Source organism: Candidatus Sphingomonas colombiensis (assembly GCA_029202845.1).
In the GTDB taxonomy this organism is placed as follows: domain Bacteria; phylum Pseudomonadota; class Alphaproteobacteria; order Sphingomonadales; family Sphingomonadaceae; genus Sphingomonas; species Sphingomonas colombiensis.
Window position 1 is genome coordinate 2549401 of record CP119315.1, and the last position, 15799, is coordinate 2565199.

The following is a 15799-nucleotide window of genomic DNA, read 5'->3' on the forward strand; positions in this document are numbered from 1 at the left end:
TGTTATCTCACCCAAATCGGCCAGTGACATAATCACGCGTGCGCTTCAGCTTTGGCGCGGCGAAAAATTCCTCGGTCGGGCCGAATTCGATCATTCGCCCGAGAAACATGAAGCCGGTGTGCTGCGCCAAACGCGCCGCCTGATGCAGATTGTGCGTGACGATGACGATCGTGACATTGCCGACCAGCTCGTTCAGCGTGTCTTCCAGCTTCGCCGTGGAAATCGGATCAAGCGCAGACGCGGGTTCGTCGAGCAGCAGCACTTCGGGATCGATCGCCAGCCCGCGCGCGACGCAAAGCCGCTGCTGCTGGCCGCCTGACAGGCCAAGGCCGGATTCGCGCAATTTGTCCTTCACCTCGTCCCATAGTGCCGCGCGGCGCAGCGCGCGTTCGACGATCTCGTCCATCTCCTTGCCGCGAACGCGTTTGTAGAGGCGGACACCGAACGCGATATTTTCGTAGATCGACATCGGAAACGGCGTCGGCTTCTGGAACACCATGCCGATCCGCGCCCGCAACGTGGCGAGGTCCATCTGCTTTTGCGGGATTTCCGTCGCACTGCCGTCACGCGCGCGCAAGCGGGCGAGGCTGGCCTTGTCCGCCAACACTTCCTGCCCATCCAGCGTGATGCGGCCGACCGCATGCTGCCCCGGATAGAGATCGTATATCCGGTTCAATGTGCGCAGCAGCGTCGATTTGCCGCAACCGGACGGCCCGATCAGCGCGGTGATCTTGTTGCGCTCAACGGGAAGGTCGACGCCATAGAGCGCCTGCTTCTTGCCGTAGAAAAAGTCGAGATTCCGGGCCTCTAGGATCAGATTGTCCTGCGGCGGCGGGATGATCGCGCGCTCCAGCGCGGCGGGCGTGTCATGCTCGATCGTGGCCATTTACGATTTCCTGTGAATGATCGCGCGCCCGGCGATGTTGATGGCGAGAACCGATGCCGCGATCAGCAGCGCGCCGGCCCAGGCGAGCCGCTGCCAGTCGTCATAGGCGCTGAGCGCGAACTGAAAGATCGTCGTCGGCAGGCTCGCGATCGGCTGAAACAGATTGGCGCTGAAGAACTGATTGCCGAGCGAGGTGAACAGCAGCGGTGCCGTCTCGCCCGAGATGCGTGCAAACCCCAGCAACACCGCCGTCAGCAACCCGGTCGCGGCGGAGCGCCACACCACCTTGCGCACGACAAAGGCGCGCGTCGCGCCGAGCGCCATGCCGGCTTCGCGCAACGCGGCGGGCTGGAGCAGCAGGATATCCTCCGTCGTGCGCGTCACGATCGGCAGCGCGAGGATCGCCAGCGCGACCGAGCCGGCGAAGGCGGAAAAGTGACCAATCACATGGCGCACCAGCAATTCCGATACGAACAGCCCGATCAGGATGGACGGCGCAGAAAGCAGCACGTCGTTGAGGAAACGCACGACATGCCCCAGCTTCGTGCGGCCGCCATATTCGGATAGCCAGGTGCCGGCGAGCACCCCCACGATCACCGCGAACACCATCGCGAGACCGCACAGGATCACCGAACCGACGATCGCGTTGAGCAGGCCGCCGCGTGATCCGGGTGCTGGCTGCGACATGACGAACAGGTCGCCGTTGATCCCGCCGATGCCCTTGGTGACGAGCGACCAGCCGATCAGCGCCAGCGCGCCCAGCGCGATGATCGCGGTCAGCCAGCACACCGCCACGAAGATCGCGTTGGCGATCAGGCGACGGCGCGCGCGCGGGGAAATGGTGGTCATGGCGCGGTCTCCGATGCGGCTCATCGCGTCGTCCTCGCCAGCAGCATCCGCGCGAGCGCGAGAACGCCGAAGGTGATGAGGAACAGTACGAAGCCCAGCGCCACCAGCGCGGCGCTGTGCATGTCGCTGCTCGCCTCCGCGAATTCGTTGGCGATGGTGGAGGCGATGGTCGAACCGGAATCGAACAGGCTTTTCGGGGCGCCGTGCGAATTGCCGATGATGAACGTCACCGCCATCGTTTCGCCCAGCGCCCGTCCGAGCCCGAGCATGATGACGCCGAGCACGCCGGTGCGGACATAGGGAATGCAGATCCGCCAGGTCACTTCCAGCGGGGTGCAACCGATGCCGAACCCGGCCTCGCGCACCTGCGCGGGCACGGTGAGCAGCAACTCGCGAAACACCGCGGCCATATAGGGCAGGATCATGATCGCGAGGATGATCGAGGCGGTGAAGATGTTCGCGCCGTTCGGCACGCCCTGCGTCAGCGTATCGAGCCACGAACCCGGCGTCACCGATGCGGCGAGCGGCTGTTGCACCGTCTGCGCGAACCACGGCGCGAAAACGAACAGTCCCCACATGCCGTAAACGATCGAGGGAATGCCCGCGAGCAGCTCGACCGCGACCGAGATCGGCCGGGCCAGCGGTTGCGGCGCGAATTCGGTGAGAAACACCGCGACGCCGATCGCCAGCGGCAAGGCGATGGCGAGCGACAGGAAGGAGGTGATGAGCGTGCCGATGATCGGCCCCGCCGCGCCGTAAACGTCGCTGACCGGGTTCCACGTCTCCGCCGTCAGGAAGCCGAACCCGAATTTCGCGAAGGCCGGCCAGCCGCCGATCGCGAGGCTGATCACCACGCCAGCGAGGATCGCGAGCAGCAATGTCGCCGCCGCGAAGCAGAGATAGCGAAAAATGTCTTCAGCCAATCGACCCCGGCCGCCCATCGCGGGATTGCTCATCGCTGTTCCTTGTTTGCGGGGACGGCGCGCCCGCCAGGCCGAGCGGCGCCGTCCCGAAATAGTCGATCGGCTCAGCGCGGCACGTAAACCGGCTTGCCGCCGGCGGTGATGTTGCTCGCCCACTGCTTGCGGATCGCGGCTTTCACCGCGGCCGGCAGCGGCACGAAATCGAGCTTCGCGGCTTCCGCGTCGCCGTTCTTATACGCCCAGTCGAAGAACTTCAGAACAGCCTGACCGTTGGCCGCATTCGTCTGATTGCGGTGCATCAGGATGAAGGTTGCGCCGGTGATCGGCCATGCGGCAGCGCCCGGCTGATCGAGCAACAGCAGGTAATTGCCGGGTGCGCTGGCCCAGCGCGCGCCCGCGGCGGCAGCGGCGAAATTGGCCGCATCGGCCGCGACATATTTCCCGGCCTTATTCTGCACGGCGACATAGGGCAGGTGGTTCTGCTTGGCATAAGCATATTCGACATAGCCGATCGAGCCGGCCGTCTGCTTGACGAAGGCGGTGACGCCATCATTGCCCTTGCCGCCAAGCCCGGTCGGCCATTGCACCGCATCGCTCGCGCCGACCTTCTTTGCCCATTCCGGGTTCTTCATCGACAGATAGGAGGTGAACAGGAACGACGTGCCCGAGCCATCCGAACGATGCACGACCGTGATCGCGGTGGGGGGGATGCGCAATTCGGGGTTCAAATGAACGATCGCCGGATCGTTCCAGCGGCGGATCTTGCCGAGGAAGATGTCGCCCAGCACCTGTCCGGTGAGATGGAGGCGCCCACCACGCAACCCGTTGAAATTGACCACCGGCACCACGCCGCCGACCACTGTCGGAAACTGATAGAGGCCGGCCGCGCTCAATTCGCTCGGCTTGAGCGGCTTGTCGCTCGCGCCGAAATCGACGGTGCTGGCCTGAATCTGCTTGATGCCGCCGCCGGAGCCGATCGCCTGATAGTTGATGCGCTGACCGGCCTGCTGGCTGTAAAGCTCGGCCCAGCGCGCATAGATCGGCGCCGGAAAGGTCGCACCCTGCGCCCGAGATATCGGCGGCGATCGCGGCGCCACCCAACGGCCACGGCCGCCACGCCGATCACGAATTTCCTGAACATATCTGCTCCATGAGAGATCTTGCCGCATGCAAGCGAGCCTGTTTCGCGTTGGAAGCCCCCACGCTTCAATGCATAGGCCGATCTGTGCGCGCGTTCGATGACAGAGTTTGTGACAGTGCCGTTCGTAATCAGAACGGGTAGTAGCGGATGCTGAAGAAGCCCATGTCCTGCTTCGCGGTCGGTGCGCCGCCCTGATTGACGGTGAAGGTATCGCGCCAGGTGCGGCTATATTGAATGCCGAGCTGGACGCGGCCCCACGGACCCTGCAGCGCGCGCTGCCAGAAGCCGGCGGTGATCTGCTTCACCGCTCGGGTCTGCACAGTGCACGGCAGCGGCGAGCCCTCGATCAAACAGCCGGTGCCGTTGAAGTTCGGGTTGCCGAGACCGTAATTGACCCCGTTGACCGTGGACCAATGCGCGTCTTCCCATTCCTCGCCGCCGAACACATAGACATCGAGCATCTTGGTCGGGTGCGCGGTGAGGCCGGCGAGCAGCATATATTCGCGCAGCGGCGTCAACGTGCCATCGGGGTTGTAGGTCACGTCGGCGAGATTGGCGGCGCCATAGCGCCCGATCCCGTCGCCGACGATGCCGCTGAACTGCGCATCGAGCACGCCCGGCACGATCTGCGTGCCGATGCTGCCGCCGGCGCCCCAGCCGCGGACATCGTGGTTCGCGCCGTTCAGCCGCTCGTAGAAATCGCGCACCATGCCGAAGGCTTCGATGTGCAGCGTGCGCCCGGCGAACTTGCCCTCATAGGCAACCTTGCCGATCACGTCGGGGTAGCGGTTGGCCGAAATCGCGTTTTCGGCGATGCCGTTGCCGCCGAAGCCGCTGCCCGCGGGGACGGTGGTGACGAGATCCGGGAAGCCCGAAGGAACGGTGCCGGTGAAGGTCGTCTGCGGATTTTCAAGCGACAGCGCGAACCACCATTTCTTGTCGAAATCCACCGCGACGCGCACCTGCGGCTGGCGCGTGAAGGTGAAGCCGGGGACGTATTGCGCTTCGATCACCGGCGGCGTTACTTCGGCGCGCGGGGTGATACCCTTCGAATTCATCGTGGCGAGCGACCAGTTCTGCCCGAACAGGACGTGCGCGGTGATGTCGCCGCCGCCCAGTTTCTGGTCGATCGTGCCGTAGAGGTTGCGGATACGCGGGCTGTAGGAATTGCTCTGGTTCGAATTGGCCGTGACGCCGGCGGCCTGGAAATCGAACTCGCCATACATGGCGAGATGGGTTTCCTTCGACGCATCGCCCTCTGCCAGCAGCGACAGGCGGCTCTGCCGCGCGGTCATGCGGAATTCGTGCGTGTTGGCGACGTGGCTCTGCAGGAACGGAATGTTGTTGAAGGTCGAGGCGATGTCCGCGCCCTGATTATGGGTGCGGTAGATCGAGGTCATTTCGAGGAAGCCGCCGGGGGTAATCGTGATGCCCTTGAACGGCAGGCGATCCGGCTTCTCCATCTTGGCGACGCGCTTGGAAAGCTCGCCATTTTCCTCGGTGAGCTTGGCGATGGCTTCGCTGTCGGCCGACGCCACGACCGGAGCTGGCGCGGGTTGCGGGGCGGATGCTGCGGCGGAGAGCCGGTTCACCGCCACCGATTGCTCGGCGAGTTGTTGCTTGAGATCCGCAACCTCCGCGCGCAGCTCGGAAATCTCGTTAGTCACCGCGCCAGACTGCGCCGCGACCTTGCCCGTATGATGGGAAGCGCGGCAACGGAGCGCACCGTGTGCATCCCGGTAACGCGAGGCGCAATGATGCGTCGAACCGGATTCAGCCGAAGCGGGCAGCGCGCCTGTCAGCGCGATAACAGAAGCCCCAATAAAGAAAGCCGATCTCACAAGGTGTGCCCTTTGCCACAGTCGTCAACTCCTGCGACGGGCAGATAGGGATATTTAATTTCAGTTTTGTGACACGGAAAGTTAATCTGAAATTGTTTTGTCGTATGGCTGGGGTGTCTGAATGAATTTGTGGTCTCTATCGATAGAATTGCTTGTAATCGTTTGATGTTATGAATTGTGATTTGAAAATGAATTATTCTGAATTAGCGCAAAGTGAAATCCAATAGCTTTTCATTTGCGGAAGTGTGTTCGATTTTTCATTTATAGTTCATCGAAAATCTGAAGGGGGCGGGGAGGCCGCCTGCGGTGTGGCGGGCGATCTCCCAGGCCGATACGGCAAGCGGAGGCGATCGCGCGCCTCCGCTCCCTTTGGCTGTTACAAGGTCAGGCGGCCGCCCAGCGAAAGCACGAATGCATGGGCCTTCTGCAACTCGCCATCGGTCAGGATCGGCGTCTGTGCCGGAGTGCCGACATAGGCCGCCGTCACGCGATCGATCGAGGCATTGGCGAAATCGACGTAATTGGCGCCGGCATCGATCGAGAAACGCTTGCTGACGTTGTAGCTCGCGCCGACGCCATAGTTCCAGCGATCCGAATCCGGCACGCGTGCATCGCGCTCGCCATCCTGTGTCGGGGTGATGGCGCGCTGAACGCCGGCACGTAGCGTGAGCTTGGGCGACACGGCATAGTCCAGGCCGCCGGCGAGGCTCCAGCTGTCGCGATAGTTTTCCGGGATCGCGAGGTTGATCGGCGCGCCCAACTGGATGGCGTCGAACTTGCTCCACGTATAACGGACTGCCTGCGCGTTGAGCGTCAGCGCGGAGGTGGCGCGGAAACGGCCGCCGACGATGATCTGCGCGGGCGTGTAGAACCGCGCGCGCACGTCCGACAGCGTCGTATTGGAAGTCGCCAGCGGGCCGAGCAGGCCGCTGATCGCCAGATCGCCCTTCAGATCGTGCTTGATCGCGGATTTATAGGCGATGCCGACGGTGGCGAAATCATTGTGCATCTGGAGACCGGCGCTCCAGCCAACATTCCAGCCATGGCCCTTTAGGCGCTGTTCGCCGTCGGGAAGCGTGGCGAGGACATTGGGCAAAGCGTTGCTGAGCGTGGCGTCGGTATATTCGACGTTGACCGCACCGCCGACGCGCAGCCAGTCGGTCAGCGCGATGGCTAGCGATGGCTGGACGTCCACGGTGCGCAGGCTGGTCCGGTCCGCCGAATAACGCGCCCAGCTGTTGCTGCTGTAATCCGTGGTGAAGCTATAGGGCGACGTGACGGCGAGGCCGAAGGCGATGCCCTTGCCGAGCGGCATGACGAAGGCGCCGGACGGCAGCACGCCATTGTTGATCGGATTACGCGAAACCGCATCCCCGCCAACCGGGGCGAAGGGCTGTGCCGGGCGCCCGATCAATGTGCCGCGATCCACCACTTCGCCGCGCGGCAGGATCGCCGCCGCGCTCAGCGTAACCTCGGGGCGATCGCTGTCGGCGATCGCGGCCGGGTTCCACCACAGCGACGCCGCGCCGGTATCCGCGACCTCACCGGAAAAAGCCCGCCCCGCTCCCCGCGCCGACTGCTCCTGAAGATAGAACGCCTGCGCATTGGCCTGTCCGACGAGCGCGAAGGTAGAAGCGAACGCGCCGGCGATAATCGATACTTTTAGAGAGGGGGTCATGGGTACTCCTTTTACGATACAGGCTGGTCGATCGCGTCAGTTCACGCGGGTCCAGGTTTGAGTTTTGCACAGCGGCACGAACACACAGCCGCGCACGGTCAACTTGTCTGGGCCGACCAGTGTAACTTTCGCGCCGTACGTCTTCCCATCGTCGGCATTGTAGATGCTGCCGCCGCTCCAGACGCTGCCGGATGCGGTGAAGCCATTGAGAATCAACAGTCCCTTCAGCGGCCGTCCGCGCAGAGATGCGTCCTTGTTGTTGAGATCCTTGAGCGTGGGATCGGTGCGGAGCTTGTCCGAACTCACCAGCCGCCCACAGATCGACGGGCCGCACCGTTGTATCTCGACGATGCCGTTCTTGGTTTCGGTGCGCCAGCGCCCGACGACGGAATCGGGCGACTGCGCGTCGCCACCACTTGCCGCCATCGCGAGTGCCAGCAGGGGCATTACAATCATTGTCGCGACCTCGTTTTACCTTGCCGCCGGACGGTTCGCGCCGCCCGAGCCCCACCCGAACGCATTTCACCCGTGGTTGGGTGCAAAAGAAAAACGGGCAATCGACAACGCGGCGCGGCGGGATACCGTGGGCCGTTCGCGGAGTTACCGATAAGACACTAATCGGACAGGCGATGTCGTGCCCCGGCATGGCCAAAAGAGTGCTTTATCCGCACCATCGGTTAAGCTGTGCGCGCCGAAGCGCGCGGAGACCGGGTGGTCGGCGGGTGAATATGGAGGAGTGAGCGGGAATGAATCTGGCGATCGCGACGGGAACAGCCCTTGAATCCAAGCCGCGCCCGCTGACCGCGTTGTTCGATGCGACGGTGCTCGCTCACCCCGACTGGCCGGCAATCGACTTCATGGGTCGCGTGATCCGTTATGCCGATCTGGCGGAATCGGTGCGCCGGGCGGCGGCCGGCCTGCAGGCGCTGGGGGTAAGGAGCGGCACGCGGGTTGCGTTGTGCATGCCCAATATGCCGCATTATCCGATATTGTTTCTGGCGACACTGCGGCTCGGCGGCGTCGTGGTGAATGTGAACCCGCTCTATGTCGAGCGGGAGCTGCATCACCTGTTGGGCGATTCCGGTGCGGAGATCGTTGCGACCTGCGATCTGACCGATGTGCACGCGCGTATCTCGTCGGTCGCGGCCGATCTCGGCGTGCGCCACGTCATCACCTGCCCGATCGCCGAGGAATTGCCGGCGCTGAAACGCATCGCCTATCGCCTCTTCAAGCGCCGCGATATCGCGCCGAGGCCCAGCGACGCCCGGCACCTTACCTTTCATGAATTGCTGGCGGCCGGGGGAGATGAGTTCACGCCGCCAACAGTTACGCCGGATGCGGTGGCGGTGCTGCAATATACCGGCGGCACCACTGGCCTGCCCAAGGCGGCGATGCTGACCCATGCCAATCTGGTCGCCAATGCCGATGCGATGGTGAGCTATGTCGGCGGCGAGAGCCTGTCGCAGGATCGCGTGATCGGGGCGCTCCCGCTGTTCCATGTCTTTGCGCTGACCACGGTGTTGAGTTTTTCGATCCGCGTCGGCGCGCAGATGATCCTGCTGCCCAGATTCCAGCTGGAGGGGATGCTAAAGACGATCGCGCGCACGCGGCCAACCTTCTTGCCGGCCGTGCCGACGATCTTCGGCGCGGTCGCCAATGTCGCGGAGAAGAGGACCGTCGATCTGTCGGGGGTGCGCGCCTGTATCTCGGGCGGGGCGCCGTTGCCCGCCGAAATTCGCGAGGCGTTCACTCGCTACACCGGCGCGCGGCTGGTGGAGGGCTATGGCCTGTCGGAGGCGTCGCCGATCATCACGTGCAACCCGATCGACGGGGTGGACAAGCCCGGTTCCGCAGGCTTGCCGTTCCCCGGGACGACCATCGAAATCCACGACCTCACCGATCCGGGGAAAATAGTTCCGGAGGGCGAGCGCGGCGAAATCTGCGCACGCGGACCACAGGTGATGGCCGGATATTGGCAGCGCGATGATGAGACGCGCGAGGTGTTCGTCGATGGCGCGCTGCGCACCGGCGACGTGGGTTATCTTGATAACGACGGCTATCTGTTCATCGTCGATCGTATCAAGGACGTCATCATCAGCGGCGGCTACAACGTCTATCCGCGCGTGATCGAGGATGCTTTGTATGAGCATCCGGCGGTTGCCGAAGCGGTGGTGATCGGCGTCGACGATCCCTATCGCGGGCAGGCGGCCAAGGCGTTCGTGACGCTGAAGCCGGGCACGACCCCAACGCCGGCGGAGCTTCGCGCTTTTCTGAGCGACAAGGTCAGCAAGATCGAACTTCCCCGCGAAATCGAAATTCGCGACACATTGCCCAAGACGCTGATCGGGAAGCTCTCGAAGAAGGAACTGGTCGCGGAGAGCAAGCTCCAGCCGGTGACGAAGATCGATGGCGCCGCGTGATGGTCCGTCCGATCCGCTGATGCCCTGCCAGAGGGGTTGCCTATCGTAGAAGCGCGGCCCTTCTGTCCGCGCCGCTGATCGCCCGTTTCGATCGCGACGAGTGGCAGCGTTTCCCGAGACCGGATATTCACCGATTCCTTTGCGCTACCGCTTCATGCGCGTCGGGCCGGTCGCGATCAGCGCGTGCCATTCTCCATTAGCGCCTGTACGCGCAGGCGAGGGAAAACCACCTCGAGCGGCTTGGTATCGGGCAATATGTAGACATATCCCCCCTTCCGCTGGAAAAGTGGGCGCAGGACCTTGTTGTTGAAGGCCAGAGGGACGTTGATGCAGCCGAAGGTGATGCGGTTGTCCTCGGTCGAAGGGGAAAGCATCCGCTGGCGGCGTCGCTCTTTCTTGCTCGCGCCCTTCGGGATCGGGTGGAGCGCCACGGAGGTCGCATAATCGACCCAAAGAACCTTTTCTCCGCCAGTCGATCCGAATTTGGCCAGGAAACGTCCCGCAGGCGTCGTCTTCTCGGCTGGCCCGATCTCGGCGAGATTCTTGCTCCCGATGCCCGGGGTCGCATCGTCGCCAACGGCGACGCCGATCAGGACGGGAACCGCGCCGAGCGAGTTCCCCTTGGCGTCGAACAGGAACAAGGACGCGTTGATCTTGTCGATGATCGCATATGGCAGTGCGTGATTGTCGCCGGACGCGGCGATCCAGCGGGCGACGCGCGCCGCCGCGGCGGACGGCACGATCTTGCTCTCGGCTTGCGGAGCTTCAGTCTGTTTCGATACCGGCGGCGACTTGGAATTATTCTTGGGGGCCGGAGCGATCAGGGCCAGTGCGGCCAGCGCCAGCAAAACATTACTCATCTATTCAGGCGCTCGCCATAAAACGGTCGCCGCACGGGGCGACGACCGATACCAGAATTACAATCCGATCGGCATGTGCCGATCAGATGCGTCAATTGCGCGGGCGCTTTCGCTTTTGCTCCTGCGTCGTCAGGCGCTGATCCAGACCGTCCACCCGGCCGTTGAGCTGATCGAGGCGCTGACCGTTATTCTGGGCCTGTCCGGCCGCGGCCTGCGCTTCCGCCAGTGCCGATTTGGCGGTGCTGTCGGTTTCCTGCATTTTCTGCTCGAGAACACCGACGCGCTGGCTAACGGGCGCGATCTGCTCGCGGACATAGGACTTGGTGGCGCAGCCCCCCAGGGCGACCGCACCAGCCAGAATTACGATCATGGGAGCAAATTTCTTTACAGGCAGCGACATCATGTTTCTTCTAACCGTTAACTAAGCTGAGCATCAGACCCAGCGTACGGGGTCGAAACAATCCGATTATGGCAGGCTGTGCATCCGCTCGGTTCAGTGGAGGAAAGCGGGCGACCAGCCATGCGCTCGCGCCCAACCCGTTTTGCGTCGCTCGCAACGGGGTTATGCGGACGGCGAGCGGATCGCGTCGGGCCGATATTTCAACCGATCACCGCTGCTTAGCGCGCACGGCCGCGCCCGGTGCGAACGGATCCTTCGGTACGATATCGGATCGCTTCTTCTTCCCTCCTTTGGCTCGGGCGCTCGCCCGATGCGCCTCGACACAACGCCGCAGTTCCGCGACGGCAGGGCCGCTGCCCGCGAGGTTCAGCCGCGCGACCGGCACATTGCCGCGGGATATGTGAAGCGCCTTGGATGTCGCGAAATAGGAGGGGAATTTCGCTTCGAAGGCCGTGACGAACCCTTTTTTTCCCGTTCGAGATCATCCCGATCGCGGTATATCCGGTGTAGCCGCCGTTGGAGAGGCGGAAATCCAGGTTCAACCGCTCCTGACGCTTGATCGACCAATTGTCGTTCAGGACCGACAGGTGGTTTGTGCCGTCGGTATCGAGACCGAGGAGCAAAGTGGTGCCGCCGACACCATCATATTGCCTCGTCAGGAAACAGCCGTTGCCATCCTCGCTCGCCGCCACCGTCCAGCCGCCGACATCCCGCGCACGATAGTCCTCGGCGGCGCCGGCCGCGCTTCCGAACAGCCCGGCCGCCAGTATCAGCGAATGGAATGCCATGGGTGGCACAAGCGGGCGTTTCCGTGACTCCCGTTTTGACGGCTCTTGCCTGCTCACCGCACGCTCATCCTGCTTGTCCGACCGGCGTTCGGGCATTTGCTCCGTCCCCGATTGTCGAGGCGCGCCGGCACGCTCGGCAGCCATTGTCTCGCCATCAACCTAGTCATCCCGTGCAACCCTAAATCCCGGCCGCCCGTTTGGCCACGGCCAAGATCGGATTGCGCGAACGATCTTGCGTTCACGCGCGTGGAGGTTGATCCTCGCAATTCCAGCGGGCGATTTCCGGCACGGGAAACACGCAGGCAGGAGGAGAGCGAGATGGATGGAACTGTCCACGGCACCAGAGCCATCGCAATCGTCGGCCCCGCCGGCACAGGCAAGACAAGCCTTGCCGAGGCGATGCTGTTCGCCGCCGGAACCACCGCCCGGTTGGGCGCGGTAGATGCCGGCAGCAGCGTGGGCGACGCCAGCCCCGAAGCGCGGGCGCGGAAAGGTTCTACCGAGCTTAATCTGATGCGCTTCGAATGGATGAAGGAAGGCTATGCGCTGATCGATGCTCCCGGCTCGGCGGGCTTCGTGGCGGATGCGGAGATGGCGCTGGCCGTGGCCGATCTGGCGCTGGTGGTGATCGATCCCGATCCGGCACGGGCGCCGCTGGTCGAACCGACGTTGCGGCGGCTGGAGGCGCTGCGCATCCCGCATGCGATTTTCGTCAACAAGATCGATCAGGCGAGCGGCAGCATCGAGGATCTGCTCGCCGCGCTCCAGCCCATGAGCGCCACGACGCTGGTGGCGCGGCAAATTCCGATCCGGGCGGGCGAACGCGTCGCCGGCTTTGTCGATCTCGCGCTGGAGCGAGCTTATCATTATCAGCCGGGCCGTCGCTCGGAACAGGTGCCGCTGGCGGCCCATCTCCGCAGTGATGAGACTGCGGCGCGCTTCCACATGCTCGAACAACTGGCGGATCATGACGATGCGCTGCTCGAGCAATTGCTGAACGACGAGGCGCCGGGCGCCGCGACCATCTTTGGCGATCTCACGCGTGAGACGGGGGCGGGGCTGATCGTGCCGATCCTGTTCGGCTCGGCGCTCAACGGGTTCGGCATCCGCCGCCTTCTCAAGATGCTGCGCCACGATACGCCTGTCGCGGCGCTGACGGCGGATCGACTGGGTATCGACGGTGCGGCGGCGCAGGTGTTCAAGGTCACGCATGGCAATGCGATCGGGCGCCTCGCGCTCGCGCGGGTGTTCGGTTCGCCGCTTGCCGAGGGGGGCTGAACTGTTAAGCACCGACGGAAATCCGATGCGGATCGGCTCGCTGTTCTCGCTGCAGGGCGCGGCGACCACGAAGATTGACCGTGCCGAGCCGGGCGAGATCGTGGGCATCGCCAAGGCAGAGCTTGTTCAGGCGGGCGACCGCCTTGGTTCGGCCGGGCGCCCGCAAGCCTTTGCGGAAGCGGCGCACCGCCCGCCGGGCAATTGCGCGCTGGCCATCACCGTTACCGATCATAAGGACGAGGTGCGGCTCTCGACAGCGCTCAATCGCCTGGCGGAGGAAGATCCCGGCGTGCGTTGGGGGCTTGATGAGGCGACGCAGGAAACGCTGCTCCATGGGCTCAATCACGAGCATCTCGCGGTGGTTCAGGCGCGCCTGAAACGGCGGTACGGCGTGGCCATATCGGTGCGGCCGCCCGCGATCGCTTATAAGGAAACGATCCGCAAGACCGTGACGAAGCACGGCCGCCACAAGAAGCAATCCGGCGGACATGGCCAGTTCGGCGATGTGATCATCGAGCTGCGCCCGCTCGAGCGTGGCGACGGCTTTCGTTTCGAGGAGCGGATCACCGGGGGGGCGATCCCCCGGCAATGGATTCCGGCCGTCGAACATGGTGTGCGCGACGCGATGATGCGCGGGCCGTTCGGCTTTCCGGTCGTCGACGTCGCGGTCGCGCTGGTCGACGGCTCCTATCATTCCGTCGACAGCTCAGAACTCGCCTTTCGCACCGCCGGGCGGATCGCGATGGCCGAAGCCCTGACGGCGGCCACGCCCTATCTGCTCGAGCCTGTCGCGCATGTAACCATCCGCGCGCCGGGCAGCGCCGTCTCTCGCATCACCTCCGCCGCGACCAGCCGACGCGGGCAGGTGCTGGGGATAGCGCCACTCGAAGGCTGGTCGCGCTGGGACGAGATCGAGCTGCTGCTGCCCGAGGCGGAACTTCCCGGACTGGAGCCTGAGCTGCGATCATTGAGCCAGGGCATGGCGCATCACGAAACGCGCTTCGATCACCTTGCGGAACTCAGCGATAAGCTCGCGAACGCGGTAATCCAGCGGGCATCTAAACCCGCGTGACCCTAGGCAAATTGTGCGCTTCTCGATGTGTTCCGCATTCGGGCGCCATTGAATGTTTTTAGAATCAATGTGTTGTCGTATATTCTTGCACGGAAATGAGCGGGTTTGATCGGTGTGCCGCCCATTTAACCAAGGCAAGGGTGCTCAGGGAAATCAGGGTTCAGGAGAACGCCGCGCTGCCATGGCGATATCGTTCGCGGGAGCATAATATTGTTCTCCGGTCTCGGTGATCGCGATGATGCCGATCGGCGCGACCCTGCGAGGTGATTTTCCGGAGGGGCGCATGACGCCCGCATCAATCTACTGCGCTGAAACGAAACTTGTTTCGAACTGCGCGAGGTCACCCGAGGCGATATCCGAAACCGCGTAGTAAGAGAGGCCGTTTCGAGTCCAGCGGCGCACGGTATAGCCATCCATCTGCATAGAGCCGTGAGGTTCGCGGGGGCCGGTCGGCCACACGAACAGATTGATGGTATGAAGCCGGCGGCGATACACGATCGCCGCGACGGTTCGGTCGCCAATATAGTCGAGCCGACCGCCGACCAGAGGGAAACCCTGCGCGGTCAAGTCGGGCGTCGGTGGCGAAAAGTCGATCTTGCCGTTGAACCATGGTTTTACGACGTGACGATCCGAGGTCTGGATATCGACCAGATGATCGGCGAGCAGCGAGCGGATATGGCTGGAGACAAGTTGCTGCCCGACGTCGGGCTCGGCGGGTGGCGGCGCGGCAAGCATCAGCGCCAGACTTGCGGCGATCGCCACGCCCGCGCCGCTGCTGGCCCAGCCAAGGCGGGCGGGCCATGGATTGGCGCGAGATGAGGGGGGCAAAGCCGCTTCGATCCGTGCCAGCAGACTTTCCGGCGCCCGCGATCGGAGCGCCTCGCCGGTCACGATCCCGCGCACCGCACGCAACTGACTGAGCTCGGCTGCACAATCGGGGCAGGCCGCCATATGCGCCTCGATCGCCGCGACATTCGCCGCATCCAATTCGTCGTCGAGCAGTGCCTGGAGCACCATCTGCCGGTCTGCGCACGCGGTCATGCCTGGCGTTCCTCTTGCGGCGGAGCGTGTATTGGCAACAGCATTGTCGCGAGCATCGCCCGGGCGCGGGCAAGCCGCGACATCACGGTGCCGATCGGCACGTCGGTCAACGCGGCGATCTCGCGATAGGAAAAACCCTCCATTTCGCGCAATATCAGCGTTTCGCGCAGCGGCTCCGGCAGATCGGAAATCACGCCGCGCACGGTATCGATTTCCCGCGTCCGGGCGAGTGCCGTCTCGGGGGTGTCGTTCGCGTCGTCGGCGATATTGGCGACCGCCGCCGCCTCGGCGTCGGATAAGGCGACCTCTGACATCACGAGGCGTTCGCGTCTGACCTGCTCGCCCACCCGGTCGCGCCAGCAATTGCGCAAGATCGCGAAAAGCCACGGGCGCGGCGGCCCGTCACGATAGCTGTCGAAAGACTTGAACGCGCGAAGGAACGTGTCCTGCACGACATCTTCGGCGATGCTCGTGTCGCGCGTCAGATAATGGGCAAAATTATAGGCCGCATCGAGGTGCGGCAACATCAGCTCACGGAAGCGCAATTGCGGATCGGCGGGTCGATGCCCGCCGCTGATCAGCCGAGGCCGAAAGCCGCCGATCACCGCAGTCCGCTCCTCTG

At 63.7% G+C, this 15799-nt stretch carries 15 protein-coding genes; 3 read left to right on the forward strand and 12 right to left on the reverse strand.

The features are described 5' to 3' along the window. Window positions 1-7 precede the first annotated feature (7 nt). The 7 genes from P0Y64_12260 to P0Y64_12290 all read right to left on the reverse strand — a co-directional run bounded on the left by P0Y64_12260 (window position 8) and on the right by P0Y64_12290 (window position 7774). Window positions 8-886 carry a phosphate ABC transporter ATP-binding protein gene (locus P0Y64_12260; GenBank protein ID WEK42164.1) on the reverse strand — a complete coding sequence of 293 codons (879 nt, stop codon included), beginning with the start codon at window positions 884-886 and terminating at the stop codon, window positions 8-10. Then, the gene (gene pstA, locus P0Y64_12265; GenBank protein ID WEK42165.1) at window positions 887-1735 is read right to left on the reverse strand and encodes a phosphate ABC transporter permease PstA; all 849 of its coding nucleotides are present in this window, start codon (window positions 1733-1735) and stop codon (window positions 887-889) included. It lies immediately after the preceding gene. 20 nt (window positions 1736-1755) lie between these two features. Beyond that, window positions 1756-2691, reverse strand: a complete 936-nt coding sequence (gene pstC, locus P0Y64_12270) for a phosphate ABC transporter permease subunit PstC (GenBank protein WEK42166.1) — start codon at window positions 2689-2691, stop codon at window positions 1756-1758. Between the two features lie 71 nt (window positions 2692-2762). Beyond that, entirely contained in the window at window positions 2763-3827 is a 1065-nt protein-coding gene (pstS, locus tag P0Y64_12275; GenBank protein WEK42167.1) for a phosphate ABC transporter substrate-binding protein PstS, read from the reverse strand. A 100-nt stretch (window positions 3828-3927) separates the two neighbouring features. Beyond that, the gene (locus tag P0Y64_12280) at window positions 3928-5466 is read right to left on the reverse strand and encodes a hypothetical protein (protein ID WEK42168.1); all 1539 of its coding nucleotides are present in this window, start codon (window positions 5464-5466) and stop codon (window positions 3928-3930) included. A 550-nt stretch (window positions 5467-6016) separates the two neighbouring features. Next, window positions 6017-7318 (reverse strand): porin, encoded by a 1302-nt coding sequence (locus tag P0Y64_12285; protein WEK42169.1) that lies wholly within the window; start codon window positions 7316-7318, stop codon window positions 6017-6019. 36 nt (window positions 7319-7354) lie between these two features. Further along, the gene (locus P0Y64_12290) at window positions 7355-7774 is read right to left on the reverse strand and encodes a DUF2147 domain-containing protein (GenBank protein WEK42170.1); all 420 of its coding nucleotides are present in this window, start codon (window positions 7772-7774) and stop codon (window positions 7355-7357) included. Window positions 7775-8064: 290 nt separating this feature from the next. On the opposite strand from P0Y64_12290, the gene P0Y64_12295 reads away from it, so the two are divergent. Beyond that, a complete protein-coding gene (locus tag P0Y64_12295; protein ID WEK42171.1) occupies window positions 8065-9738 on the forward strand; it encodes a long-chain fatty acid--CoA ligase in 1674 nt (557 codons plus the stop codon). A gap of 176 nt (window positions 9739-9914) precedes the next feature. Here the strand turns inward: P0Y64_12295 and P0Y64_12300 are convergent, their stop codons facing one another. The 3 genes from P0Y64_12300 to P0Y64_12310 form a co-directional block, all read right to left on the reverse strand. After that, window positions 9915-10598: a hypothetical protein gene (locus P0Y64_12300; protein WEK42172.1), complete on the reverse strand. Its 684-nt coding sequence runs from the start codon at window positions 10596-10598 to the stop codon at window positions 9915-9917. Between the two features lie 91 nt (window positions 10599-10689). Then, a complete protein-coding gene (locus P0Y64_12305) occupies window positions 10690-10998 on the reverse strand; it encodes a hypothetical protein (GenBank protein WEK42173.1) in 309 nt (102 codons plus the stop codon). Window positions 10999-11216: 218 nt separating this feature from the next. Then, window positions 11217-11930 carry a hypothetical protein gene (locus tag P0Y64_12310; GenBank protein WEK42174.1) on the reverse strand — a complete coding sequence of 238 codons (714 nt, stop codon included), beginning with the start codon at window positions 11928-11930 and terminating at the stop codon, window positions 11217-11219. Between the two features lie 174 nt (window positions 11931-12104). On the opposite strand from P0Y64_12310, the gene P0Y64_12315 reads away from it, so the two are divergent. Both P0Y64_12315 and P0Y64_12320 read left to right on the forward strand, forming a co-directional pair. Next, window positions 12105-13064: a GTP-binding protein gene (locus P0Y64_12315; GenBank protein ID WEK42175.1), complete on the forward strand. Its 960-nt coding sequence runs from the start codon at window positions 12105-12107 to the stop codon at window positions 13062-13064. A 25-nt stretch (window positions 13065-13089) separates the two neighbouring features. Then, window positions 13090-14136, forward strand: coding sequence for a hypothetical protein (locus tag P0Y64_12320; protein ID WEK42176.1), 1047 nt, complete (start codon window positions 13090-13092; stop codon window positions 14134-14136). A 300-nt stretch (window positions 14137-14436) separates the two neighbouring features. On the opposite strand, the gene P0Y64_12325 is transcribed toward P0Y64_12320, so the two are convergent. Then, complete coding sequence (locus tag P0Y64_12325; GenBank protein ID WEK42177.1) at window positions 14437-15177, reverse strand: anti-sigma factor; 741 nt, start codon at window positions 15175-15177, stop codon at window positions 14437-14439. Next, on the reverse strand, window positions 15174-15782 hold the full coding sequence (locus P0Y64_12330; protein ID WEK42178.1) for a sigma-70 family RNA polymerase sigma factor: 609 nt from the start codon (window positions 15780-15782) through the stop codon (window positions 15174-15176). The genes P0Y64_12325 and P0Y64_12330 overlap by 4 nt, the downstream gene beginning before the upstream one ends. Window positions 15783-15799 lie beyond the last annotated feature (17 nt).